Source organism: Kosakonia sp. H7A (genome assembly GCF_003028445.1).
Classification (GTDB): domain Bacteria; phylum Pseudomonadota; class Gammaproteobacteria; order Enterobacterales; family Enterobacteriaceae; genus Kosakonia; species Kosakonia radicincitans.
Genome location: NZ_PYTZ01000013.1, coordinates 47,708 through 72,661 on the forward strand (window position 1 = coordinate 47,708; position 24,954 = coordinate 72,661).

Sequence of the window (24,954 nt, forward strand, 5' to 3'; positions counted from 1 at the left end):
TAACGCGTTTACGCCGCCATCCGGTATTATGCATTATTCCCAGAAATCGCGCGCCGGATCGAGTACCGGACGGACGATCCCGGCACGAATGGTGAAATCGCCAAAGCCTTCACCCTCTTCGCGCTCGCTTGCCCAGCGTGCGACCAGTTCATCAAGCGTCGCCAGAATTTCCGTTTCGGTGATATTTTCCCGGAACATACGCGGAATACGCGTCCCGATGCGGTTACCGCCAAGATGCAGGTTGTAGCGGCCCGGCGCTTTACCGACCAGACCCACTTCCGCCAGCATCGCGCGGCCGCAGCCGTTCGGGCAACCCGTGACGCGCAGCACGATATGATCGTCGCCAACGCCATGTTTCTCCATCACCGCTTCCACTTTATCCACAAATGAAGGCAGGAAACGTTCGGCTTCGGCCATGGCCAGCGGGCAGGTCGGGAACGACACGCAGGCCATAGAATTTTCACGCTGCGGTTTCACCGCATCCATTAAGCCGTGACTGCGCGCCAGTTTTTCGATTTTCGCTTTCTGGCTTTCCGGCACGCCGGCCACAATCAGATTCTGGTTCGCCGTTAAACGGAAGTCGCCTTTATGGATCTTAGCAATTTCCAGCAGGCCGGTTTTCAGCGGACGGCCCGGATAATCCAGAATACGGCCATTTTCAATAAACAGCGTCAGGTGCCATTTATTATCGATACCTTTCACCCAGCCAATGCGATCGCCGCGACCGGTGAATTCGTACGGGCGAATCGGTTCGAATTTGATCCCCGCGCGGCGTTCCACTTCCGCTTTGAAGGTGTCGACGCCAACGCGTTCCAGCGTGTATTTGGTTTTGGCATTTTTACGGTCAGTACGGTTACCCCAGTCGCGCTGGGTCGTCACCACTGCTTCCGCCACCGCCAGCGTATGTTCCAGCGGCAGATAACCAAACTCGCTCGCGGTGCGGGCGTAGGTTTTCTTATTGCCATGTTCAATGGAAAGCCCACCGCCCACCAGCAGGTTAAAACCGACCAGCTTGCCGTTTTCCGCGACCGCCACAAAGTTCATGTCGTTGGCGTGCAGATCCACGTCGTTCTGCGGCGGAATGACCACCGTGGTTTTGAACTTACGCGGCAGGTAAGTTTTCCCCAAGATAGGCTCTTCGTCCGTAGTCGCCACTTTCTCGGCGTCGTGCCAGATCTCCGCATAAGCGCGAGTGCGCGGCAACAGATGTTCGGAGAGCTTTTTCGCCCACTCGTAGGCTTCTGCATGCAGTTCCGACTCAACCGGGTTCGACGTACACAGCACATTACGGTTAACGTCGTTGGCGGTCGCCAGCGCGTCCAGACCAACTTCGTGCAGCATCTGGTGTGCCGGTTTGACGTTCTTTTTCAGAATGCCGTGGAACTGGAACGTCTGGCGGTTGGTCAGGCGAATGCTGCCGTAGATCGTCTTATCGTCGGCAAATTTATCGATCGACAGCCACTGTTTCGGTGTAATGATGCCGCCCGGCAAACGGCAGCGCAGCATCATCGCGTGGCGCGGCTCCAGCTTCTGCTCGGCGCGTTCGGCACGAATATCGCGGTCGTCCTGCTGATACATGCCGTGAAAACGGATCAGCAGGAAGTTATCGCCGTTGAAACCGCCGGTCAGGCCGTCGTGCAGATCTTCTGCAATCGTGCCACGCAGATAGTTGCTTTCGAGCTTCAGACGCTCGGCGTCGGCCAGTTTACCTTCGACCACCAGTGGGCCGGGATGTTTTTCACTCATTAGTAGACATCTCGCTGATAACGGCGCTCAACGCGCAGCTCACTTAAAAATTCATCCGCCGCTTCGGTATCCATGCCACCGAATTCGGCAATCACGTCCAGTAAAGCCTGCTCGACATCTTTCGCCATGCGATTGGCGTCGCCGCAGACATAAATGTGCGCACCGTCATTGATCCAGCGCCACAGTTCTGCGCCCTGTTCGCGCAGTTTGTCTTGTACGTAGACTTTTTCTTTTTGATCGCGGGACCAGGCCAAATCAATGCGATTCAGCACGCCCTCTTTAACGTAACGCTGCCACTCCACCTGATAGAGGAAATCTTCGGTGAAGTGTGGGTTGCCAAAGAACAGCCAGTTTTTACCCGGCGCTTCATCGGCCGCGCGTTGTTGAATAAAGGCGCGGAACGGCGCAATGCCCGTGCCCGGGCCAATCATAATCACCGGCGTTTCCGGGTTGGCTGGCAGGCGGAAGTTATCGTTGTGCTCAATGAACACCCGCACTTCGCCCTCTTCTTCCACGCGATCCGCAAGGAAACTGGAAGCACCACCCGCACGCGCACGCCCTTCCACTTCGTAACGCACCACGCCGACGGTGATATGCACTTCGTTTTCCACTTCCGCCTGCGAAGAGGCAATGGAATAGAGCCGCGGCGTCAGCGGACGCAGCAGACCAATCAGCGCTTGCGCATCAAGCTGTGCCGGGGAGAAACGCACCATATCAACAATCGGCGTTGTCGCAGCATAGTGCTGCAACCGGGCTTTATCACCCACCAGCGGCAACAACGTTTCGCTGCGCGTCAGCGTGGCGTAATTTTCCACGATGTTGGCGGTGTTGACCGTCAGCTCGAAGTGCCACTGCAACGCTTCAGCGAGCGGCTGTGTTTTGCCGTCAACCGTAACCGGCTCATCGCCTTTCAACCACAGCAGTTCCACCAGTTCTTTCACCAGGGCCGGATCGTTCTGATACCAGACGCCCAGCGCGTCACCCGGCTGGTAGCGCAGCCCTGAATCCCCGAGATCGATTTCGATATGGCGAACATCTTTTTCGGAATGACGACCGGTGATTTTTTGGTTCACGGACAAACTCGCCGTCAACGGCGCTTCTTTAGTATAGGGGCTGGAGAAAACCTCGTTCACCGCGCCCGTCGCGCTCGCCACCGCCTGCGCCGGAGAGTCTTTCGGTACGCGGGCTTTCAACACTTCGACAATGCGCGCACGCCATTCGGCAGCCGCAGCCTGATACTCGACATCAGCGTCAACGCGATCCAGCAAGCGCTCCGCGCCCAGCTCAGCAAGTTTGCTGTCGAAGTCTTTCCCCGCCTGGCAGAAGAATTCATACGACGTATCGCCAAGGCCGAACACCGCAAAGGCAGTGCCATCCAGTTTTGGCGCTTTTTTCGAGAACAGGAACTTATGCAGCGCAACAGCTTCTTCCGGCGCTTCGCCCTCGCCCTGAGTGGAGGCCACCACCACCAGTAATTTTTCGTTAGCGATCTGTTTGAACTTATAGTCACCGGCGTTAACCAGGTTGACGTTAAGTTTCGCTGCCAGTAGATCGTCGCGCAGCGCTTCCGCCACGCGGCGAGCGTTGCCGGTTTGCGACGCGGAAATTAGCGTAATTGCCGGGATCTCTGCGGCAGATGTCGGTACGGTAACTGCTGTTGCGGGCTGTTGGTTCAGTACGCCCCAGAAATAACCAGAAACCCAGGCTAACTGGGTGGGCGTCAAATCAGTGGTTGCGGCCTGAAGGCGCGCCAGTTGCTCCGGGTTTAGCGGCAGCAACGCGGAAGGTGGAGCCTGAGTTGTCATGCGTTGTCATGTTCCAGTAGCGAAAATTCCCCTTCGTTTTGCAGACAGACTTTTTCGCGGTCAACAACGCAAAAACGATAAGGGGATATAATTTTAAAAAACGAAGTGAAACTAAGGTTAACGGCGGGATAATAACAATTAAAGAAAGGTTGGAAATAATAAATAACCAAAAGAACTAACCTGTTTTAGCTATAGTTAATAACACTAAAACTGGTTAATTAACTTATTGAATTGTAATAATAAAATAAATGCAGGTTAGTAGTATTCAGCGCGTAAACACTTTTAGCGATTTTAGTTAATGCTAAAAAAGGTCATTTCCGCTACTATGCGGCGGTTTTTTGTCAGTCTGAGAGTGCATTATGTCGACCACGTTGTTTAAAGATTTCACCTTTGAAGCCGCTCACCATTTACCGCATGTCCCGCAAGGGCATAAGTGCGGTCGTCTGCATGGCCACTCCTTTATGGTGCGCCTGGAGATCACCGGCGAGGTGGATCCTTATACCGGCTGGATCATGGACTTCGCCGAACTGAAAGCGGCGTTTAAGCCGTTGTATGACAGGCTGGATCACTACTATCTGAATGAGATCCCGGGCCTGGAAAACCCGACCAGCGAAGTGCTGGCGAAGTGGATCTGGGATCAGATGAAGCCGGTTGTGCCGCTGCTGAGCGCAGTCATGGTGAAAGAAACCTGTACCGCAGGTTGCGTCTATCGCGGCGAATAAGCGAGTCGGTCATTTCTTCCCGGAGATGACTGACCGATAGCCGTTAGTGAGTCAGGAAGCCGCCATCCACGGCCAGCATATGGCCGTTGGCAGAACCCGCTGCGCGGCTTGCAAGAAATCCCATCAAATCCTGCTTAATCTCCCCAGCGGTTCGCCGGACGTTTTGGCTTTACTGCGGGCGATTCGCGTCATATTCGCTGGATAATAGCCCGACACCATTAACCTGAATTATTTCTTGTTAATAAACGCAGAGAATGATTAATGACGGAACGGGCTTTGAAACGTGATATGCAGCGCAGTGAAAACTTCATCAGATATTGCGCGGAAAAAAAACCCGCCAGGGCGGGCTGATTTATCAGGCAATGTTCAGGTATTTATGTGTCTGCATCGAGAGCCGCCAGTTGCGGGCGATACAGGTTTCAATACACAGACGGGTTGCATCCTCTTTCTGGCTGATAGGCTGCAAGGCAATCACCCGCGGCTTGTCATCGGTTAACTGCGCCAGCAGCTCGTCCAGCGCTTCGATATCACGCATACGCCCGACCGGATGCTTAATTTCATCCGCACGCTCCAGCGCCGACAACAGCACATCGTAGCCGCCGCGCATATTCACCTTCGGCGATACCGTTACCCAGGTGGAATGGGAAGCGCGCACTTCATGCGTGCCGCTGGTTTCGATCTGGCAGCTAAAACCGTTCAGCTCAAGCAGGCTGGTGAGCGGCGTTAAATCATGGATGCAGGGTTCGCCGCCGGTGATCACCACATGGCGCGCCGTCCAGCCCTGGCGCGCAATAATCGCCAGCAGATCTTCACTACTGGCTGCGCCCCATTTATCGCTCTCTTTGGTTTTCGCAAGGATGCTGAACAGCGACACTTCCCGATCTGCAAGCTTATCCCAGGTGTGTTTGGTGTCGCACCAGGCGCAACCAACCGGGCATCCCTGTAAACGAATAAAAATGGCAGGAACGCCGGTAAAATAACCCTCGCCTTGCAGGGTCTGGAACATCTCGTTAATCGGGTACTGCATAGTCAACTCTGATCAGAAATAAACGCTAATTATTGCAGATCCTGGCTTAACCTTCATAGCCTTTCGCGGTATTGCGCTTTTTCTCCACTGGTGACAGCTAAAAATGATGTAACTATCTATGTTTTTTCTTACACTTCGACGCAAATTGTCGTCGCTATTTCACGCTGTCAATAAAAATATAAAGCATTCAAAATCAATTAGTTATTTTTTTAACGTTTCGTGCTGGAATTAATTGTTCACTGCCGTTGTCGAACGCCAATCCCCTTTCGTACTTTCCTTAAAACAAGCTTAAGAATCCCCCATTTCCCACTCAGCTTTATTGATATGGCGTTTAGCTTTCCGTGCCTACAATCCGCCCGAGCAACGCTGGAGAGATAGCACTCATGAATACATTATTAATAACGGGCGTGACGGGATTTCTGGGTGGAGCGGTATTGGAAAAAATCCTCCACGGCAGTGAAGCCATAAATTTACTGCTGTTGGTAAGGGCAGAAGACAAAGAGGCCGGACTTGAGCGCGTTAAAAGCAACATGCGCAAGTTTGGTCTGACGGATGCAGAACTTAACACACTTAATACTTCGCAAATCCTGCCAGGGGATTTGGGCGAACCGGAAGGCTTCATTAACGATCCGGCACTGGAAAGCGTCACTCACGTGCTGAACTGCGCGGCTGTTGCCTCTTTTGGCAATAACCCGCTGGTCTGGAAAGTGAATGTCGAAGGGACGCTGGCCTTTGCCCGCAGAATGTCGCAGGTGGCGGGCTTGCAGCGCTTTCTTCACGTCGGCACAGCGATGTCCTGCACGCCGGAACCAGATTCACTGGTGCCGGAAAGCGCAGAGTTTCACGAGAATGCTGAGCATCTGGTGGCCTATACGCGCTCCAAATCGACCATTGAGCAACTGATGCGCCTGGAGTGCCCGCAGATGCCGCTGGTGATTGCCCGCCCTTCTATCGTCGTCGGGCACACGCATCACGGATGTCTGCCATCAACCAGTATTTTCTGGGTCTTCAGTATGGGGCTGATGTTGCAGAAATTTATGTGCTCGCTGGAAGATCGCGTCGATGTGATCCCGGTCGATTACTGTGCCGATGCATTGCTGATGCTGCTTAAAGGTCCGGTCGCTCAGGGCGAAGTGGTGCATATTTCAGCCGGTGAAGAGAACAGCGTGCGTTTTGCTGATATCGATAAAGCCATGGCGCAAGCGCTGGAAAAAGCACCGGTGGGCGATAAATACGCGCAGGTCAGTTACGAGACGCTGGTGAAGATGCGCCGCGAGCTGAAGGGTATTTTCGGCCCCTGTAATGAGCGGTTGATGCTGAAAGCGATGCGTTTGTACGGTGCGTTCGCCATGCTCAACGTGCGTTTCAGCAACGATAAGCTGCTGAGTATGGGCATGCCGAAGCCGCCTCGCTTTACGGACTATATTGCCCGTTGCGTACAAACGACGCGCGGGCTGACAATCCCGCAGCAGATGGAAGTAGATTTCAAATAGCCAAAAAAAATGCCAGTCAGATGACTGGCATTTTTCTTTTCATCAAGGCTTAGCGATTACGCCTGACCTTTGATCTCTTTACGACCGTTGAACGGAGCTTGTTCACCCAGCGCTTCTTCGATACGAATCAGCTGGTTGTATTTAGCAACGCGGTCAGAACGGCTCATAGAACCAGTTTTGATCTGGCCAGCAGCGGTACCAACAGCCAGGTCAGCGATGGTAGCGTCTTCAGTTTCGCCAGAACGGTGAGAGATGACAGCGGTGTAGCCAGCGTCTTTCGCCATTTTGATCGCAGCCAGAGTTTCGGTCAGAGAACCGATCTGGTTGAATTTGATCAGGATGGAGTTAACGATGCCTTTTTCGATGCCTTCTTTCAGGATCTTGGTGTTGGTTACGAACAGATCGTCACCAACCAGCTGGATTTTGTCGCCCAGTACTTTGGTCTGGTATGCGAAGCCAGTCCAGTCAGATTCGTCCAGACCATCTTCGATAGAAACGATCGGATACTGTTTGGTCAGATCTTCCAGGAAGTGAGTGAACTCTTCGGAGGTGAACGCTTTGTTGCCTTCGCCAGCCAGAACGTATTTACCGTCTTTGTAGAATTCAGACGCTGCGCAGTCCATCGCCAGAGTGATGTCTTTGCCCAGTTCGTAGCCCGCAGCTTTTACCGCTTCAGCGATAACAGCCAGTGCTTCGGCGTTAGAACCCAGGTTCGGCGCGTAGCCGCCTTCGTCACCAACAGCAGTGTTCATGCCTTTGGATTTCAGAACTTTTGCCAGGTTATGGAACACTTCTGAACCCATACGTACAGCTTCTTTCAGGCTTTTCGCGCCAACCGGCTGAATCATGAATTCCTGAATGTCGACGTTGTTATCAGCGTGCTCACCACCGTTGATGATGTTCATCATCGGAACCGGCATGGAGTATTTGCCCGGGGTGCCGTTCAGTTCAGCAATGTGAGCGTACAGCGGCAGGCCTTTAGAAGCAGCAGCAGCTTTAGCAACAGCCAGAGACACGGCCAGGATTGCGTTTGCACCGAAGTTAGATTTGTTTTCGGTACCGTCCAGATCGATCATGATCTTATCGATGCCAGCCTGGTCTTTTGCATCTTTACCCAGGATTGCCTGAGCGATCGGGCCGTTTACCGCGCCAACCGCTTTCAGTACGCCTTTACCCATGAAACGGGATTTGTCGCCATCGCGCAGTTCCAGCGCTTCGCGGGAACCAGTAGAAGCACCTGACGGCGCAGCCGCCAGACCTACGAAACCACCTTCCAGGTGTACTTCGGCTTCAACAGTCGGGTTACCACGGGAGTCGATGATTTCACGACCGATGACTTTAACGATTTTGGACATTAGGTTTTCCTCAGTACAAGTTAAACTAAAACTCCAGACAAACAACGCGTACCAAAGGTACGCGTTGTCGTTGTAACTTTTTTTACTTCGCCTGACGCTTTTGATGCTCGCTGGCGGCTTTCACAAAGCCTGCAAACAGCGGATGTCCATCACGCGGCGTAGAAGTAAACTCCGGATGGAACTGACAGGCGACGAACCATGGATGATTCGGCACCTCGATGATCTCGACCAACTGATCATCCCCGGAACGGCCCGCAACACGCAGACCCGCAGCTTCAATTTGTTTCAACAGCATATTGTTGACTTCGTAACGGTGGCGATGGCGTTCAACGATAGTCGGTGCGCCGTAAAGCTGGCGAACCAGGCTGTCATCGCCAAGCTGGCACTGCTGTGCGCCAAGGCGCATCGTACCGCCGAGATCGCTCTTCTCAGAACGCTGCTCAACGTTGCCATCTTCATCACGCCACTCGGTAATCAACGCCACAACCGGGTATTTACAGTCTGGCACAAATTCCGTGGAGTTGGCGTTCTCCATCCCGACCACGTTACGTGCAAATTCAATCAACGCAACCTGCATACCCAGGCAAATTCCCAGGTAAGGAATATTGTTTTCACGCGCATAGCGTGCGGTGGCGATCTTGCCTTCCACACCGCGGTAACCGAAACCGCCCGGGATGAGGATTGCATCCAGATCTTTCAGAATTTCCACACCGCGCGTTTCAACATCCTGCGAATCAATCAGCTTGATGTTGACGGTGACACGGTTTTTCAGACCACCATGCTTCAGCGCTTCGATCACCGATTTGTAGGCATCCGGCAGTTCAATGTACTTACCGACCATACCGATGGTGACTTCACCTGACGGATTCGCTTCTTCATAGATAACCTGTTCCCATTCGGCCAGGTTTGCTTCCGGACAGTTCAAGCTGAATCGTTTACAAATATAATCGTCCAGCCCCTGGGATTTCAACAGGCCCGGGATTTTATAAATAGAATCGACGTCTTTCAGAGAAATCACTGCTTTTTCTGGAACGTTACAGAACAAAGCAATTTTCGCACGTTCGTTAGCAGGAACGGCACGATCGGAACGACAAATCAGGATATCCGGCTGAATACCGATGGAAAGCAGCTCTTTCACAGAGTGCTGTGTCGGCTTGGTTTTCACTTCACCCGAAGCGGCCATGTACGGCACCAGCGTCAGGTGCATGTAGAGTGTGCGCTCACGGCCCACTTCTACAGCCATCTGACGAATAGCTTCAAGGAACGGCAGGGATTCGATATCACCCACAGTACCGCCGATTTCAACCAGCGCGACATCGTGGCCTTCGCCACCTTCAATGATGCGCTCTTTGATAGCGTTAGTGATGTGCGGAATAACCTGTACGGTCGCGCCCAGATAGTCGCCACGACGCTCTTTACGCAGAACCTCGGAGTAAATGCGACCGGTGGTGAAGTTGTTGCGACGCGTCATTTTGGTGCGAATGAAGCGCTCGTAGTGACCCAAATCAAGATCGGTTTCAGCGCCATCTTCGGTAACGAACACTTCGCCATGCTGGATTGGGCTCATAGTCCCCGGATCGACGTTAATATACGGATCCAGTTTCATCATAGTGACGTTAAGGCCACGAGCTTCGAGAATGGCTGCCAGGGAGGCTGCGGCAATGCCTTTACCCAGAGAGGATACGACCCCGCCGGTCACAAAAATATAGTTCGTTGTCATGCTGAACCTGAGAAGTTAGGTTTAAAAGACGATGGAATAACCAGGACGGGAAAGCAGTATACCCGATCATGGCTGAGGCCACAAACTTTCATTCTCCCTCTCCTTCGTTCTTCAGGCCGCATCTGCCCTGGCTTCATTCGCCCATCCCGGACGCACGGCATGGCGATGCGCCCAGGGATTTTCTCAGTTGCCGCCTTGACGCGCCCCGAGTAAGTCGAAGAGGCGCTTCTCAAAGCGTTCTGGCAGATATAAGGAGTGTGAAAATAGCCGCTTTCAGGTAAATGTTTTTGACGTAAATCAAGCGCTTGTTATTTAAAAAATCACACAAATGGCGCTTACTGGAACAATTCCGTTAAAGATCATGTTCCTGGCGTTTTACCTGTTGCCAGACATTTTCCATTGTTTCCAGATCCACACCGGTCATTTCCAGTCCGCGCTCGCGGACAATTCGCTCCACCTCGCGGAAACGACGCTCAAATTTCAGGTTCGCTTTTTGCAGCGCGACTTCCGCTTTTACCCCCAGATGGCGCGACAGATTTACCGTAGCAAACAGTAAATCGCCGACCTCTTCTTCCAGTCTTGCCTCATCCACAACGGCCTGTTTCGCTTCGTCCATCACTTCATCGATCTCTTCATACACCTTATCGAGCACCGGGCCCAGCGACGTCCAGTCAAAGCCAACGCCGGAGCAGCGTTTCTGGATTTTATGCGCGCGCATCAGCGCAGGCAGGCTGTGGGGAATGTCGTCCAGCGCCGAGAGCTGCGCTTTCTCAGCACGTTCCTCGGTTTTGATTTGCTCCCAGCGCGCCAGCACTTCCGTGCTGTTTCCGGCAATGGCGTCGCCAAAAATATGCGGGTGACGGCGTTCCAGTTTGTCGCTAATCGCCGCGCAGACATCGTTAAAATCAAAGCGCCCCTCTTCCTGCGCCATCCGGGCGTAAAACACCACCTGGAACAGCAAATCGCCCAGTTCACCGCGCAGATCGTCAAAATCTTCCCGGTTGATAGCGTCCAGCACTTCGTACGTCTCTTCCAGCGTATAGGGTGCAATGGTGGTGTAGGTTTGTTCTTTGTCCCACGGGCAGCCGGTTTCCGGGTCGCGCAGGCGTTGCATAATCCCGAGCAGACGATCGATTTGAGTCATGAGTCTTCCTGGTAAAAAATGGGATCCTCTCCGCTGACGGGAGAGGATCGGATGAAGTGAAAATCAGCCACCGTGCAGACGACGGGCGTCGATAACGTCCGGCACCTGGTTGAGTTTGCCAAGCACGCGGCCCAGCACCTGCAGGTTGTAGATTTCGATATTCATATCGATGGTGGCAAGCTGTTCTTTGGTGTCGCTGCGGCTGGCAACGCCCAGCACGTTCACCTTCTCATTGGCGAGAATGGTGGTGATATCGCGCAGCAGGCCGCTACGGTCGTTTGCCGTCACGCGCACTACCAGCGAGTAACCCGCCGAGTAGCTCTCGCCCCAGACGGCATCCACGATGCGCTCCGGCGCAACGGTGCGCAGCTCTTCCAGTTGATCGCAGTCGGCGCGATGGATCGAGATCCCGCGTCCCTGAGTGATAAAGCCGACGATTTCATCGCCCGGAATCGGCTGGCAGCAGCGCGCAATGTGATGCATCAGATTACCAACGCCTTCCACCACCACACGACCATTGTCTTTGCTGCGGCTTTGCGGCGCATACGTTTTCTGCTGCAACTGTTTCAGCGCGGCGGCGTCCTGCTCTTCGGCGCTCGGTTTATTGAACTGCGATTGCAGGAAGTTCACCATCTGATTAAGACGGATATCGCCACCGCCAATCGCCGCCAGCAACTCTTCCAGTTCGTTAAAGTTGTAACGCGGCAGCAGATGTTTTTCCGCCTCTTTCAGGCTGATCCCCAGATGCGCCAGCTCATCGTCGAGGATCTGCCGTCCGGCAAGAATGTTTTTGTCACGATCCTGCTTGCGGAACCAGGCGTGGATCTTCGAACGCCCACGGCTGGTCGTCACATATCCGAGGTTTGGATTCAGCCAGTCGCGGCTTGGATTCGGCTGCTTCTGGGTGATAATTTCGACCTGGTCGCCCATCTGCAACTGATAGGTAAAAGGAACGATACGCCCGCCGATCTTCGCGCCAATGCAACGATGCCCTACGTCGCTATGAATGTGATAGGCAAAGTCCAGCGGCGTGGAGCCCGCAGGCAGATCGACCACATCGCCCTTCGGCGTAAACACATACACCCGATCGTCAAAGACCTGGCTGCGAACTTCATCCAGCATTTCGCCGGAATCGGCCATCTCTTCCTGCCAGGCGATCAGTTTACGCAGCCATGCGATCCTGTCTTCATGCGCTGAACGCGGGCTGCCAGCAACTGCCGTCCCCTCTTTATACTTCCAGTGCGCGGCGACGCCCAGTTCGGCATCTTCATGCATCTGGCGCGTACGAATCTGGATTTCAACGGTTTTCCCGCCCGGCCCCAGTACTACCGTATGAATAGACTGATAACCGTTTGGCTTCGGGTTGGCGACGTAATCGTCAAACTCATCCGGCAGGTGACGGTAATGGGTATGCACAATCCCCAGCGCGGCATAACAGTCCTGCAAGCGTTCAGCAACAATACGCACAGCGCGCACATCAAACAGTTCGTCAAAAGCGAGATGTTTTTTCTGCATCTTCCGCCAGATGCTGTAGATGTGCTTTGGCCGGCCGTAGACCTCAGCTTTGACGCCTTCGGTTTTCATTTCGGCGCGCAGATGGCCGACAAACTCGTCAATATAGTGTTCGCGATCGATACGGCGTTCATGCAGCAGCTTGGCAATGCGCTTGTATTCAGCCGGATGCAGGTAGCGGAAGCAGTAATCCTCCAACTCCCATTTCAGTTGCCCGATGCCCAGCCGGTTCGCCAGCGGCGCATAGATGTTGGTACACTCTTTCGCCGCCAGTACGCGTTCATCTTCTGGCGCATCTTTTACTTCACGCAGATGCGCGATACGTTCGGCCAGCTTAATAACCACGCAGCGGAAATCATCAACCATCGCCAGCAGCATGCGGCGAACGTTATCGACCTGTTCAGAAGAGACGGAATCCGTATGCGTGGCTTTCAACTGGCGGATGGCGGCCATATCACGCACGCCGTGGATCAGGTTGACCACCGAGGTGCCGACGCTTTCACTCAGCACCTCTTCGCTCACCACTTCGGCATCGGCCAGCGGGAACAGCAGCGCCGCGCGCAGCGTGTCGATATCCATACTCAGCATGGAGAGAATTTCTACCATCTCAATGCCGCGCCACAACACTACGCCAGCATCCGGATGCCCCTGCGTTTGTCGCAGACAATATTCCCAGGTTTCGGTTAAGCGTTCACACGACGGTTGACTGGTGATCCCCAGACTGGCAATCCATTTGGCTGGATCGAATTCACCCGCTTTGTTCAAATGAGCACTGCGTACCGCAACCATTGTCCTCTCCTTTCAGGGACCGGGCCTGCCGAATTCGACAAGCCGAAATTAATCATTTGTTTTTCACAAACAACACCATCGATTCCAGATGGCCAGTGTGTGGAAACATGTCCAGCATCGCCAGCCGCTGAATCTGGTAACCTGCATTTAATAGCGCTTCACTGTCACGGGCAAGCGTGGCGGGGTTACAGGAAACGTACACCACTCTGCCGGGAGACAATTTTATAATATGTCGCATCACCCCGGCAGCACCTGCACGCGCGGGATCGAGCAACACCTTATCAAATCCCTGGCTCGCCCAGGGTTGCTGAGTGACATCATCCTCCAGATTTTCATGAAAGAATGTCACATTCTGCAAGCCATTCTGTTGCGCATTCTCCTGCGCTTTCGCCACCAGATCGGCGACGCCTTCCACCCCAACGACACTTAACGCGCGCTGCGCCAGCGGCAGAGTGAAATTTCCCATACCGCAGAACAGATCCAGTACGCGGTCGCCGGGCTGGATATCAAGCCACGCCAGCGCATGGGCCACCATCTGCTGATTGACGCCATCGTTGACCTGAATAAAGTCCCGCGGGCTGAACATTAAGCGTAGCCCGTCGGAGCTGTACCAGGGGGATTCTCCGCTAACGTGTTCAAGTATCTCGCTTTGTGGCGCGAGGTACAGCGCAATCCCCTGAGAATGCGAAAAACGTTCCAGTTTTTCTTTATCCGTGTGACTTAATGGCGCCGTGTGCCGCAAAACCATCAGCGGGCCATTGTCGGCCTCCACCAGTTCGACGTGCCCCAGATGGCGCACGGCTCCAAGCCCCGCCAGACATTCACGCAGCGGCGCCAGCATTGCCTCAAGACGGGGCACCAGTACCGGGCAACGTGTCACATTGATAATGTCGCTGTCACCCGCTTTGCGAAACCCCATATCCAGACGCTGCGTTTTCGGTTGCCAACTGAGGCTCAAACGCGCCCGACGGCGATATCCCCAGGGCTGTGCGGCGATCACCTCGTCAACATCCTGTTTCATCAATCGCGCCAGCGCCGCGCTTTTACTGCGCTGTTGCAGGGCAACACTGGCATGTTGCTGCTGGCACCCGCCACAAACGCCAAAATGCGGACATTCCGGTTTCACGCGCTCCGGGCTGTCATTCAGGCGACGTTTTACTTCCCCACGGGCAAACTGACGTTTTTCCTCTTTGAGGGTAATTTCCGCCGTTTCCGCCGGTAATAGTCCGGGGATAAACAACGCTTTACCATTATGGCGAGCAACACCCTGACCAAAGGGATCGAGGTCAGTTACCGTGACGGTAATGCGCTCACGAGTCGTCACGCGTCGTTTTGCAGAGTAGAATTGCGCCATTGCAGTGAATATTCTCAATAACTGTGTAATGGCCTAATTCTCCCATAACGGAACTCCATGACCAACTACAGCTTGCGCGCACGCATGATGATTCTGATCCTGGCCCCCACTGTGCTTATCGGTGTGCTGCTCAGTATCTTTTTCGTCGTTCACCGCTATAACGATTTACAGCGTCAACTGGAAGACGCAGGCGCCAGTATTATTGAACCGCTGGCGGTTTCCAGCGAATACAGTATGGCGCTACAGGATCGCGAAGCCATTGGCCAGTTGATTAGTGTGCTTCACCGCCGACATTCTGACATCGTCCGCGCTATCACCATTTACGACGGGCGCAACGACGTGTTCGTTTCGTCCAATTTCCAGCTTGATGGCGACGATCTCAGGGTGCCAGAAGGACAGCCTTTCCCGCGCAAGCTGAGCGTTACCCGCCGTGGCGATACGATGGTGCTGCGCACGCCGATCCTGTCCGAGGGACTTGAACCGGCAAACACCGCTCTGCCTGCGGATAAAATCACCGGCAATATGCTCGGCTATGTGGCGCTACAGTTGGATCTGAAATCGGTACGCTTGCAGCAGTACAAGGAGATTTTTATCTCCAGCCTGATGATTTTTTTCTGTATTGGTATTGCGCTGATTTTTGGCTGGCGTCTGATGCGCGACGTGACCGGCCCCATTCGTAATATGGTGAATACCGTCGACCGTATCCGTCGCGGGCAGCTCGACAGCCGTGTTGAAGGTTTTATGCTCGGCGAGCTGGATATGCTGAAAAACGGCATCAATTCGATGGCCATGTCGCTGGCGGCCTACCACGAAGAGATGCAGCATAATATCGATCAATCCACCTCGGATTTGCGTGAAACGCTGGAGCAGATGGAGATCCAGAACGTTGAGCTGGACCTGGCGAAAAAGCGTGCGCAGGAAGCTGCGCGTATTAAATCTGAGTTCCTCGCCAATATGTCTCATGAGCTGCGCACACCGCTGAATGGCGTGATTGGCTTTACCCGTTTGACATTGAAATCTGAGCTGAATCCGACCCAGCGCGATCACCTGCTGACCATTGAGCGCTCGGCAAATAACCTGCTGGCGATCATTAACGATGTGCTGGACTTCTCCAAGCTGGAAGCGGGCAAACTGATCCTCGAAAGCATTCCATTCCCTTTACGCAACACGCTGGATGAGGTGGTGATCTTGCTGGCGCACTCAGCGCACGATAAGGGGCTTGAGCTGACGCTGAACATCAAAAATGATGTCCCGGATAATGTGATTGGCGACCCGCTGCGTCTGCAGCAGGTGATCACCAATCTGATCGGCAACGCCATCAAGTTTACTGAACACGGCAATATTGATGTGGTGGTTGAGAAACGCGCCATCAGTAATAACAAAGTGCAAATTGAGGTGCAGATCCGTGATACCGGCATCGGCATCCCGGAACGCGATCAGTCGCGCCTGTTCCAGGCATTTCGCCAGGCGGATGCCAGCATCTCTCGCCGTCACGGCGGTACTGGCCTGGGGTTGGTGATCACGCAACGGCTGGTGAATGAGATGGGCGGCGATATCTCTTTCCATAGCCAGCCAAACCGGGGTTCGACCTTCTGGTTCCATATTGATCTCGACCTCAATCCAAACGCCATCACCGAAGCGCCGACCACGGAAAGACTGGCCGGTAAACGTCTGGCATATGTCGAACCGAATGCTGCGGCGGCGCAAAGCACGCTGGAAGTGCTGAACAACACGCCGCTGGAGATAATTTACAGCCCGTCATTCTCGGCGCTCCCGCAAGGGCACTACGATATTTTGCTGTTGGCGGTGCCGGTAACCGTGCGCGAGCCGCTCAGTATGCAGCACGATCGCCTGGCGCGTGCGGCAGCCATGACCGACTACTTGCTGCTGGCGCTGCCGTGCCACGCGCAGGTGAATGCCGAAGAGCTGAAACAGGATGGCGCAGCGGCTTGTCTGCTTAAACCGCTGACGACCACCCGCCTGCTGCCCGCGTTGACCGAATACTGCCGCACGACGCAACTGGTTCTGGCCTCACATGCGGATGAAAGCAAACTGCCAATGAGCGTTATGGCGGTAGATGATAACCCGGCGAATCTGAAGCTGATTGGCGTTCTGCTTGAGGATCAGGTGCAGCACGTTGAGCTGTGCGAGAATGGTTTGCAGGCCATCGAGCGGGCCAAACAGATGCAGTTCGATCTGATTCTGATGGATATCCAGATGCCGGATATGGACGGTATTCGCGCCTGCGAGTTGATCCGCCAACTACCGCATCAACAGCAAACGCCAGTGGTCGCCGTGACCGCCCATGCGATGGCCGGGCAAAAAGAGAAGCTACTCAGCGCCGGGATGAACGATTATCTGGCCAAGCCAATCGAAGAAGATAAGCTGCATAACCTGCTGTTGCGCTACAAGCCCGGCCCGGAAACCAGTATCTGGCATACTCCGGAAACCGAAGAGATCCCGGTGGAACTGCCGATCAATCACGATGCCACACTCGACTGGCAACTGGCATTGCGCCAGGCGGCGGGAAAAACCGACCTTGCGCGCGAGATGCTGCATATGCTGGTCGAGTTTCTGCCGGAGATCCGCAATATGGTGGAAGAACAACTGGTTGGCGAAGCGCCGCAGGGGCTGCCGGAAGCGATCCACAAACTGCACGGCAGTTGCGGTTACAGCGGCGTTCCTCGGCTGAAAAACCTTTGCCAGCTCATTGAGCATCAACTGCGTAGCGGCGTCAGTGCCGACGAGCTGGAACCGGAGTTTCTGGAGTTGCTTGATGAAATGGATAACGTTACACGTGAAGCGCACCGCTTGATTGGGTAGCAATATTGAGAGTAACGGATGGCCTGAACGCCGGATGACTTGCATGCCGGATGGCAGCGACGCCTTATCCCGCCAGGGATAGCGCGAAATTTTGTCGCTTTGTAAGCCGGATAAGCGGCAGCGCTATCCGGCAAAAATAACTACAGTTGCTGCCCCGCTTTTAGCACCGCCGCCACATTGCGCGCCGTCATGCGGACGTTTTCGCCTGCATTTTCCAGCGCTTTTTCCAGCGTACAGATCGTATAGAGCACGCTGAAAACAGCATCAATGCCGTGATCGTGTACCACACCAACATCGGCGGTGAGGCTCCCGGCAATACCGATCACCGGAATATTGTAGCGTTTGGCCACTTTCGCTACGCCGACCGGCACCTTGCCATGCACCGTCTGGCTGTCGATGCGCCCTTCGCCGGTGATCACCAGATCCGCGCCCCTGACGTGTTTATCCAGCGCCAGCGCGTCGGTGACAATCTCGATCCCCTGGCGCAATTCCGCGCCGCAAAAGGCATATAACGCCGCGCCCATGCCGCCCGCTGCGCCGCCGCCCGCCAGGTTCAGTACGTCGATATCCAGATCGCGGGCAATGATCTCTGCATAGTGCTCCAGCGCCTTATCGAGCCGGGCAATCATCTCTGGCGTCGCGCCTTTCTGCGGGCCAAAAACTGCCGATGCCCCCGCTTCACCGGTTAATGGATTGGTCACGTCGCAGGCGACCTCAATGCGACAACCGGCAAGGCGTTTATCCAGCTCGCGGAGATCAATGCGCGCCAGCGATTCCAGCGCCGCACCGCCTGGCGCAATCTGTCGATCCTGCTCGTCGAGCAGCTTTGCGCCCAGCGCCTGCACCATGCCAGCGCCACCGTCATTGGTGGCGCTGCCGCCGATACCAATAATGATATGTTTAACGCCTGCATCCAGCGCATGGCGGATCAGTTCGCCGGTTCCCCACGAAGTGGTAATCAGCGGATCGCGCTTCGCCGGTGGCACCATTTCCAGCCCGCTGGCCGCCGCCATTTCAATGAACGCCGACTGCTCATCGCCGGAAATGCCATAAAATCCTTCCGCCTGTTCGCCCAGCGGGCCTTTCACCGCTACCTTAACAATACGACCGTTGGTCGCTGCAACCATGGCTTCTACCGTCCCTTCGCCACCGTCTGCAACCGGAATTTTTATATACTCCGCCGAGGGAAATATCTCGCGAAAACCACGCTCAATGGCCGTCGCAACTTCCAGGGCGCTTAAGCTTTCTTTGTAAGAGTCAGGAGCGATAACAATCTTCATAAGCCATCCTTATGCATATTCACAACAATAAGCATACACCCAGGAAAGGTACTGAAATGCCAGCCCCCGCAAGGACTGGCAATTTCATTAACGCACCATGCAGGGCCGTTTGTTATCAAACTTCCAGTCAGGGATCAGATACTGCATCCCCATAGCATCATCACGCGCGCCAAGGCCATGTTTCTGATATAGCTCGTTGGCTTTCATCACCTGATCCATATCCAGTTCAACGCCCAGACCCGGCGTGGTCGGAACCTGTACCATCCCGCCTTTGATTTCGAACGGCTGTTTGGTCAGGCGCTGATTGCCCTCCTGCCAGATCCAGTGTGTGTCGATAGCGGTAATGTTGCCAGGCGCAGCGGCAGCGACGTGAGTGAACATCGCCAGCGAAATATCAAAGTGGTTGTTGGAGTGCGAACCCCAGGTCAGGCCAAATTCGTGGCACATTTGCGCCACACGTACCGAGCCCTGCATCGTCCAGAAATGCGGATCCGCCAGCGGAATATCCACCGATTGCAGTGACAGCGTATGCCCCATCTGACGCCAGTCGGTGGCGATCATGTTGGTCGCCGTCGGCAGACCGGTCGCCCGGCGGAATTCCGCCATCACTTCACGACCGGAGAAACCCTGTTCAGCACCGCAGGGATCTTCCGCGTAAGCCAGCACACCTTGCAGATGCTTACCGATTTTGATGGCTTCATCCAGCGACCATGCGCCATTGGGATCCAGCGTGACACGCGCCTGCGGGAAGCGTTTTGCCAGCGCGGAAATGGCTTCCGCCTCTTCCATGCCCGCCAGAACGCCGCCTTTCAGTTTGAAATCGTTAAAGCCATATTTTTCATAAGCGGCTTCCGCCAGACGCACTACGCGATCCGGCGTCATTGCCTCTTCATGGCGCACGCGATACCAGTCGCATTTGTCATCCGGCTGACTCTGGTACGGCAGCGGCGTTTTTTTGCTGTCGCCGACGAAGAACAGGTAGCCCAGCATCTCCACTTCATTACGCTGCTGGCCTTCGCCCAGCAGGGAGGCGACGTTGACGCCAAGGTGCTGGCCTAACAGATCCAGCATCGCCGCTTCGATGCCCGTCACCACATGGATCGTGGTACGCAGATCGAAGGTTTGCAGGCCGCGGCCGCCTGCATCGCGATCGGCGAAAGTCTGGCGCACGCTGTTCAGCACGTTTTTGTATTCACCCAGCGTTTTACCAACCACCAGCGGAATCGCATCTTCCAGCGTTTTACGGATTTTCTCACCGCCCGGAATTTCCCCTACGCCGGTGTGCCCGGCGTTGTCTTTGATCACCACGATATTACGGGTGAAGAAAGGGGCATGCGCGCCGCTCAGATTCATCAGCATGCTGTCGTGCCCGGCAACCGGGATCACCTGCATGGATGCGACAACGGGGGTAGACGTATATGTGCTCATTTTTTATCCTTTTCTCTCTCAATGACGTCCAAAGACCGGGCGTTTTTTGTCAAACGTCCAGCCCGGGATGAGGTACTGCATCGGGCCTGCGTCATTGCGCGCGCCGCCAGGCAGTTTTTTATAGGCGGCATGCGCTTTCTCGATTTGATGCCAGTCGATCTCCACGCCGAGGCCAGGTGCATCCGGCACGGCAATTTTGCCCTGCCTGATTTCCAGCGGCTGTTGGGTCAGGCGGGCATCGCCCTCCTGCCAGATCCAGTGGGTGTCGATAGCGGTTGGCGTTCCCGGCGCAGCGGCGCCGACATGGGTAAACATCGCCAGTGAAATATCGAAATGATTGTTGGAGTGACAGCCCCAGGTCAGCCCCCAGTCGTCACACAACTGCGCAACCCGCACGGCGCCTGAGAGCGTCCAGAAGTGCGGATCCGCCAGCGGAATATCGACGGCATTCAGCATCACCGCATGGCCCATTTCTCGCCAGTTGGTGGCGATCATATTAGTGGCGACCGGCAGGCCGGTGGCGCGGCGGAACTCCGCCATCACTTCGCGGCCGGAGAAGCCCTGCTCGGCACCGCACGGATCTTCGGCGTAGGTCAGCACATCATTCAGCCCCTTACACAGGCTAATGGCTTCGTCCAGCAGCCAGGCGCCGTTCGGGTCCACCGTAATACGCGCATCCGGGAAGCGTTTTTTCAGCGCCTTCACGGTTTCAATCTCTTGCTCGCCGGGCAGGACACCGCCTTTCAGTTTGAAATCTTTGAAGCCGTAGCGATCCTGCGAGGCCTCCGCCAGACGTACCACCGCATCGCTGGTCATCGCTTCCTGATGACGCAGGCGATACCATTCGTGGCTGCCGGGCGTGGCATCCAGATAGGGAAGATCGGTTTTCGTGCGATCGCCGACATAGAACAGATAACCCAGTACCGTTACGGCATCGCGCTGTTTGCCGGGGCCAAGCAGTTCGCACACCGGTACGTTCAAAGCTTTACCGAGCAGATCGAGCAGCGCGGCTTCCAGTGCTGCAACCGCATTGACGCGCAGTTCAAAGGTCCATGCGCCTTTGCCGAAGGTGTCGAAATCCGCCGCCTGGTTGCCTTTATGCACGCGCTGCACCACTTTATTCAGCCGGGCAACTTCCTGCCCGACCACCATCGGAGTGGCATCGACCAGCGTTTTGTAGATCACTTCGCCGCCGGGCGCTTCACCGACGCCAGTATTCCCGGCGTTATCCGTCAGCACGACAATGTTGCGCGTGAAGTAGGCGTTATGCGCGCCGCCAATGTTCATCAGCATACTGTCATGCCCGGCTACGGGAATGACTTTCATCCCGGTGATAATCGGGCTGGCTTGTGTATTCATTACTCGCGTCCTGTAGGTTTCAGTACGATACGTTTGATATCGCCGACCAGTACCAGATAGCTCAGTACCGCCACCAGCGCATGGATACCGACATAAATCAGCGCGCCATTAAACGAACCGGTAGAGCCAACGATGTAGCCGATAGCAATGGGCGTCACGATACCGGAGATGTTACCGAACATATTGAACAGGCCGCCGCTCAGACCGCTGATCTCTTTCGGCGCGGTATCTGCCATCACCGCCCAGCCCAGCGCGCCAATCCCTTTACCGAAGAAGGCCAGCGACATAAAGCCGATGATCATCATTTCCGAGTTGGTGTAGTTACAAAAAACCATGCTCATCGACAGCAGCATACCCAGTACGATCGGTGTTTTGCGGGCCATATTCAGTGAGCCGTAGCGACGCATTAACCAGTCTGAAATGATGCCGCCAAGTACGCCGCCGACAAACCCGCAAATAGCCGGAATCGACGCCATAAAACCGGCCTTCAGAATCGACATGCCGCGCGCCTGTACCAGATACACCGGGAACCAGGTGATGAAGAAGTAAGTCAGGGCGTTAATGCAGTACTGCCCCAGGTAAACACCGATCATCATGCGCGAACCCAGCAGTTGCTTAATCTGCCCCCATTTTTCCGAGAACGGGACACTGTGAGTATTGTTCTTCTGATCCATGTTGATCAGCGCGCCGCCTTCGGCAATGTACTCCAGCTCCTTCTTGTTGACGCCAGGGTGCTGATTCGGCTCGTGGATCATTTTCTGCCACAGCAGACTGATGAAGATCCCTAAACCGCCCATGAAGAAGAAGACGTGCGACCAGCCCACTTCGTGCGTCAGCCAGCCCATGATCGGCGCAAAGATAACGGTCGCGAAATATTGTGCGGAGTTAAAAATCGCCACCGCCGTGCCCCTCTCTTGCGCCGGGAACCAGGCCGCAACGATACGACTGTTACCGGGGAAGGAGGGTGATTCGGCCAGACCGACCATAAAACGCAGAGTAAAGAGAGCCACGATGATGCCGAAGCCACTGAAGATATCGACAAAGCCCTGCAATAAGGTAAACAGTGACCAGGTAAAGATGGACCAGAAATAGACCCGTTTGGAGCCAAAGCGGTCAAGCAACCAGCCGCCCGGTATCTGGCCAATCACATAGGCCCAGGAAAATGCAGAAAAAACATAGCCCATGGCGACCGAATCAAGGCCGATGGCTTTGGACATCTCCGAACCGGCAATCGACAAAGTTGCGCGATCGCCGTAGTTGAAGGATGTGACGATAAACAGCATCACCACTATCCAGTAGCGGGCGTTAGTGCGCTTTTCAGCGCCGCTCGCCGCCTGGCTGAATGTACTCATGGTTGTACTCCCGAAGCATCAATGTTCTTTTGTACATTCATCCTGTACGGCACAACCGGTAGGGGAAGACAGGATGATGTAGTTGTGTTTTTTGCTGTTCCTGCCGGGGTTTTCCCCTTAGCGGAGCGCATTTTTTTACTGGCAGGAAAAGTATAAGAAGCGGCCTTTCAAGTCTCACCGTGCAACAACACAACATTCATCAGACCCGGCAAGTTGCTTTATTGCATTAGCCCAGGGTGATGGGGAGTACTTCACGGAAATAGAAACCGGGGATCGGCAAAGAGGGCCTGACGAGGGAAAGGATCGAAGAATGTGAAATGCGTCGCTTGACGCCGTAAAAAGAGGGAATTTTCCCTCCCCGGACGAGGAGGGAAAACATTATTTCAGCAGCGTTGCCCAGCGTTCAACCCACGGATTTGACACACTTTCCGGCTCCGGGTCTTCATTCGCGTCAATCAGCAGCATATCACCGATGCGCTGTGCGCCCTGCTCCTGCAACAACGCATCAAATTGTTTGCCGCCGCCGCAGAAATTGTCGTATGTGCTATCGCCCAGGGCAATCACACCATAATGTAAATCCGGCTGGTAACCCACAGTATCGCGCAGGTAATGGAACAACGGCGCAATGCTGTCCGGCAAATCGCCCTGCCCGGTCGTAGACGTTACCACCAGCGCGTAATGGCCTTTGTTGTTATCCCAGTCCGCCGCTGTAGGATCTTCAAACACCACTGCGCTATGGCCGTGTGCGTTTAAAATTTCCTGCGCTTCTTCCGCCACCAGCAGCGAATTACCGTAGATGGTGCCAACAAAAATTCCGACCTTCGCCATGCTCATCACTCCTTGTGTGATTCGAGATGGCCCTCATCCTGACCGTTCAGCGGCGCAAACTCAACCCTTTCATTCTCAGGGAGAAGCCCGCGCCAGCCGAAGCGCGACAGCGCCTGCATCCACACTTCATCCAGCCCGGCGCGCAGCGTTAAAGCTTCGCCGGTAAACGGGTGCGTGAGCGTTAACTGGCTGGCATGCAGCATCAACCGCTGACAACCAAAATGCTCTGCGGCGCTGCGGTTTTGCCGCAAATCGCCATGCTTGCTGTCGCCAATGATCGGATGACGTAAGTGCGCCAGATGGCGACGTAACTGATGTTTGCGGCCGGTTTTCGGTTCCAGTTCAACCAGCCCATAACGGGTGGTCGGGAATTTACTGGTCGCTACGGGCATTTCGGTGGTCGCCAGCCCTCGATAATGGGTTACCGCTGGCTGCGGCTCTTTATTCGCGCGGGCGAATTTGTCGGCGACTTTGTCCAGTTCCTCCACCAGCGGGTAATCAAGCAGCGCCTCTTCCATCAACCAACCGCGCACAATCGCGTGATAGCGTTTCTGGATTTGATGCTGCTCAAACTGCTGCGCCAGGCGGCGGCCCGCTTCGCTGGAAAGCCCCATCAATAAAACGCCGGACGTTGGCCTGTCGAGACGATGCGCGGTAAAAACGTGCTGGCCGATTTGGTCGCGCACGGTTTGCATTACTACCACTTTTTCATCGCGATCCAGCCAGCTACGGTGTACCAGCCAGCCGGAGGGTTTGTTCACCGCCACCAGCCATTCGTCCTGGTAAATAATCTCCAGCATTAGTCAGCTTCGCTGGCGAACAGCGCGTCAAGCTGCTGAAGATGAACCAGCATCACCTCACGGGAGGGGTGCGTGGCGTCAACAGCGATTTCATAATAGGGCGCGATGGCAAACGCCTGCGGCAGCGGCTGCTGGCTGTCCAGCAGCGCGTGCATACGCGGAATTAATACCCATTGCAGCCACTCGAACGGCTCAAGGGTATCCATACAGAAGGGTTGCGTGCTTTCAAAGGCATCCGACGCTGGCGCCGCGCTTTGCCACAGATTTTGCTCGCGCAGTTGCGCTTCGAGTTGATGAAGTTGCTCGCGCACTTGTTGATGCAGAGTCATAAAACCCCCAGTAGAAAACAGACTGGCGCGCAGCATAGCAAAGACCAGAGCAAATAAAAAAAGGGAGCACTGTAAAAACAGTGCTCCC

The 24,954-nt window shown here is 54.8% G+C and carries 18 protein-coding genes and 1 pseudogene; 3 read left to right on the forward strand and 16 right to left on the reverse strand.

The genetic code is table 11. The features are described from left to right. Positions 1–33: 33 nt before the first annotated feature. Together cysI and cysJ are read right to left on the reverse strand one after the other, a co-directional pair. The gene (cysI, locus tag CWM66_RS25835) at positions 34–1,746 is read right to left on the reverse strand and encodes an assimilatory sulfite reductase (NADPH) hemoprotein subunit (RefSeq protein ID WP_007373299.1); all 1,713 of its coding nucleotides are present in this window, start codon (positions 1,744–1,746) and stop codon (positions 34–36) included. After that, positions 1,746–3,551: an NADPH-dependent assimilatory sulfite reductase flavoprotein subunit gene (gene cysJ, locus CWM66_RS25840; RefSeq protein WP_007373298.1), complete on the reverse strand. Its 1,806-nt coding sequence runs from the start codon at positions 3,549–3,551 to the stop codon at positions 1,746–1,748. Before cysJ ends, cysI begins: the two co-directional genes overlap by 1 nt. Positions 3,552–3,910: 359 nt before the next feature. Between cysJ and queD the strand changes: the two genes are divergently transcribed. Beyond that, the gene (gene queD / locus CWM66_RS25845; protein ID WP_007373296.1) at positions 3,911–4,273 is read left to right on the forward strand and encodes a 6-carboxytetrahydropterin synthase QueD; all 363 of its coding nucleotides are present in this window, start codon (positions 3,911–3,913) and stop codon (positions 4,271–4,273) included. Positions 4,274–4,316: 43 nt separating this feature from the next. On the opposite strand, the pseudogene CWM66_RS29600 reads toward queD, so the two are convergent. Together CWM66_RS29600 and queE are read right to left on the reverse strand one after the other, a co-directional pair. Beyond that, positions 4,317–4,431, reverse strand: a pseudogene (locus CWM66_RS29600) (oxidoreductase); the annotation flags it as partial. Positions 4,432–4,628: 197 nt separating this feature from the next. Then, positions 4,629–5,300, reverse strand: a complete 672-nt coding sequence (gene queE / locus CWM66_RS25855; protein WP_007373294.1) for a 7-carboxy-7-deazaguanine synthase QueE — start codon at positions 5,298–5,300, stop codon at positions 4,629–4,631. A 383-nt stretch (positions 5,301–5,683) separates the two neighbouring features. Between queE and CWM66_RS25860 the strand changes: the two genes are divergently transcribed. Further along, on the forward strand, positions 5,684–6,793 hold the full coding sequence (locus CWM66_RS25860) for an SDR family oxidoreductase (protein ID WP_035889478.1): 1,110 nt from the start codon (positions 5,684–5,686) through the stop codon (positions 6,791–6,793). Positions 6,794–6,849: 56 nt separating this feature from the next. Here the strand turns inward: CWM66_RS25860 and eno are convergent, their stop codons facing one another. The 5 genes from eno to rlmD form a co-directional block, all read right to left on the reverse strand. Beyond that, on the reverse strand, positions 6,850–8,148 hold the full coding sequence (gene eno, locus CWM66_RS25865) for a phosphopyruvate hydratase (protein ID WP_035889481.1): 1,299 nt from the start codon (positions 8,146–8,148) through the stop codon (positions 6,850–6,852). 82 nt (positions 8,149–8,230) lie between these two features. Beyond that, entirely contained in the window at positions 8,231–9,868 is a 1,638-nt protein-coding gene (gene pyrG / locus CWM66_RS25870) for a glutamine hydrolyzing CTP synthase (protein ID WP_035889482.1), read from the reverse strand. 352 nt (positions 9,869–10,220) lie between these two features. Further along, positions 10,221–11,012 (reverse strand): nucleoside triphosphate pyrophosphohydrolase, encoded by a 792-nt coding sequence (mazG, locus tag CWM66_RS25875; protein ID WP_007373289.1) that lies wholly within the window; start codon positions 11,010–11,012, stop codon positions 10,221–10,223. Between the two features lie 63 nt (positions 11,013–11,075). Beyond that, a complete protein-coding gene (relA, locus tag CWM66_RS25880) occupies positions 11,076–13,313 on the reverse strand; it encodes a GTP diphosphokinase (protein WP_007373288.1) in 2,238 nt (745 codons plus the stop codon). A 52-nt stretch (positions 13,314–13,365) separates the two neighbouring features. Further along, positions 13,366–14,667, reverse strand: coding sequence for a 23S rRNA (uracil(1939)-C(5))-methyltransferase RlmD (gene rlmD, locus CWM66_RS25885; protein ID WP_007373287.1), 1,302 nt, complete (start codon positions 14,665–14,667; stop codon positions 13,366–13,368). Between the two features lie 57 nt (positions 14,668–14,724). Between rlmD and barA the strand changes: the two genes are divergently transcribed. Continuing rightward, positions 14,725–17,490: a two-component sensor histidine kinase BarA gene (gene barA, locus CWM66_RS25890; protein ID WP_007373286.1), complete on the forward strand. Its 2,766-nt coding sequence runs from the start codon at positions 14,725–14,727 to the stop codon at positions 17,488–17,490. 140 nt (positions 17,491–17,630) lie between these two features. Here the strand turns inward: barA and CWM66_RS25895 are convergent, their stop codons facing one another. The 7 genes from CWM66_RS25895 to CWM66_RS25930 all read right to left on the reverse strand — a co-directional run bounded on the left by CWM66_RS25895 (position 17,631) and on the right by CWM66_RS25930 (position 24,866). Beyond that, positions 17,631–18,770: a glycerate kinase gene (locus CWM66_RS25895; RefSeq protein WP_007373284.1), complete on the reverse strand. Its 1,140-nt coding sequence runs from the start codon at positions 18,768–18,770 to the stop codon at positions 17,631–17,633. Positions 18,771–18,857: 87 nt separating this feature from the next. Next, positions 18,858–20,198: a glucarate dehydratase gene (gene gudD, locus CWM66_RS25900; protein ID WP_107147609.1), complete on the reverse strand. Its 1,341-nt coding sequence runs from the start codon at positions 20,196–20,198 to the stop codon at positions 18,858–18,860. Between the two features lie 18 nt (positions 20,199–20,216). Next, positions 20,217–21,557 (reverse strand): enolase C-terminal domain-like protein, encoded by a 1,341-nt coding sequence (locus CWM66_RS25905; protein WP_007373282.1) that lies wholly within the window; start codon positions 21,555–21,557, stop codon positions 20,217–20,219. Next, the gene (locus CWM66_RS25910) at positions 21,557–22,909 is read right to left on the reverse strand and encodes an MFS transporter (RefSeq protein WP_007373281.1); all 1,353 of its coding nucleotides are present in this window, start codon (positions 22,907–22,909) and stop codon (positions 21,557–21,559) included. Before CWM66_RS25910 ends, CWM66_RS25905 begins: the two co-directional genes overlap by 1 nt. Positions 22,910–23,287: 378 nt before the next feature. Beyond that, complete coding sequence (locus CWM66_RS25920) at positions 23,288–23,737, reverse strand: flavodoxin (RefSeq protein WP_007373280.1); 450 nt, start codon at positions 23,735–23,737, stop codon at positions 23,288–23,290. 5 nt (positions 23,738–23,742) lie between these two features. Beyond that, entirely contained in the window at positions 23,743–24,537 is a 795-nt protein-coding gene (gene truC, locus CWM66_RS25925; protein ID WP_007373279.1) for a tRNA pseudouridine(65) synthase TruC, read from the reverse strand. Beyond that, positions 24,537–24,866: a YqcC family protein gene (locus CWM66_RS25930; RefSeq protein WP_035889511.1), complete on the reverse strand. Its 330-nt coding sequence runs from the start codon at positions 24,864–24,866 to the stop codon at positions 24,537–24,539. The genes truC and CWM66_RS25930 overlap by 1 nt, the downstream gene beginning before the upstream one ends. Between the last annotated feature and the right edge of the window lie 88 nt (positions 24,867–24,954).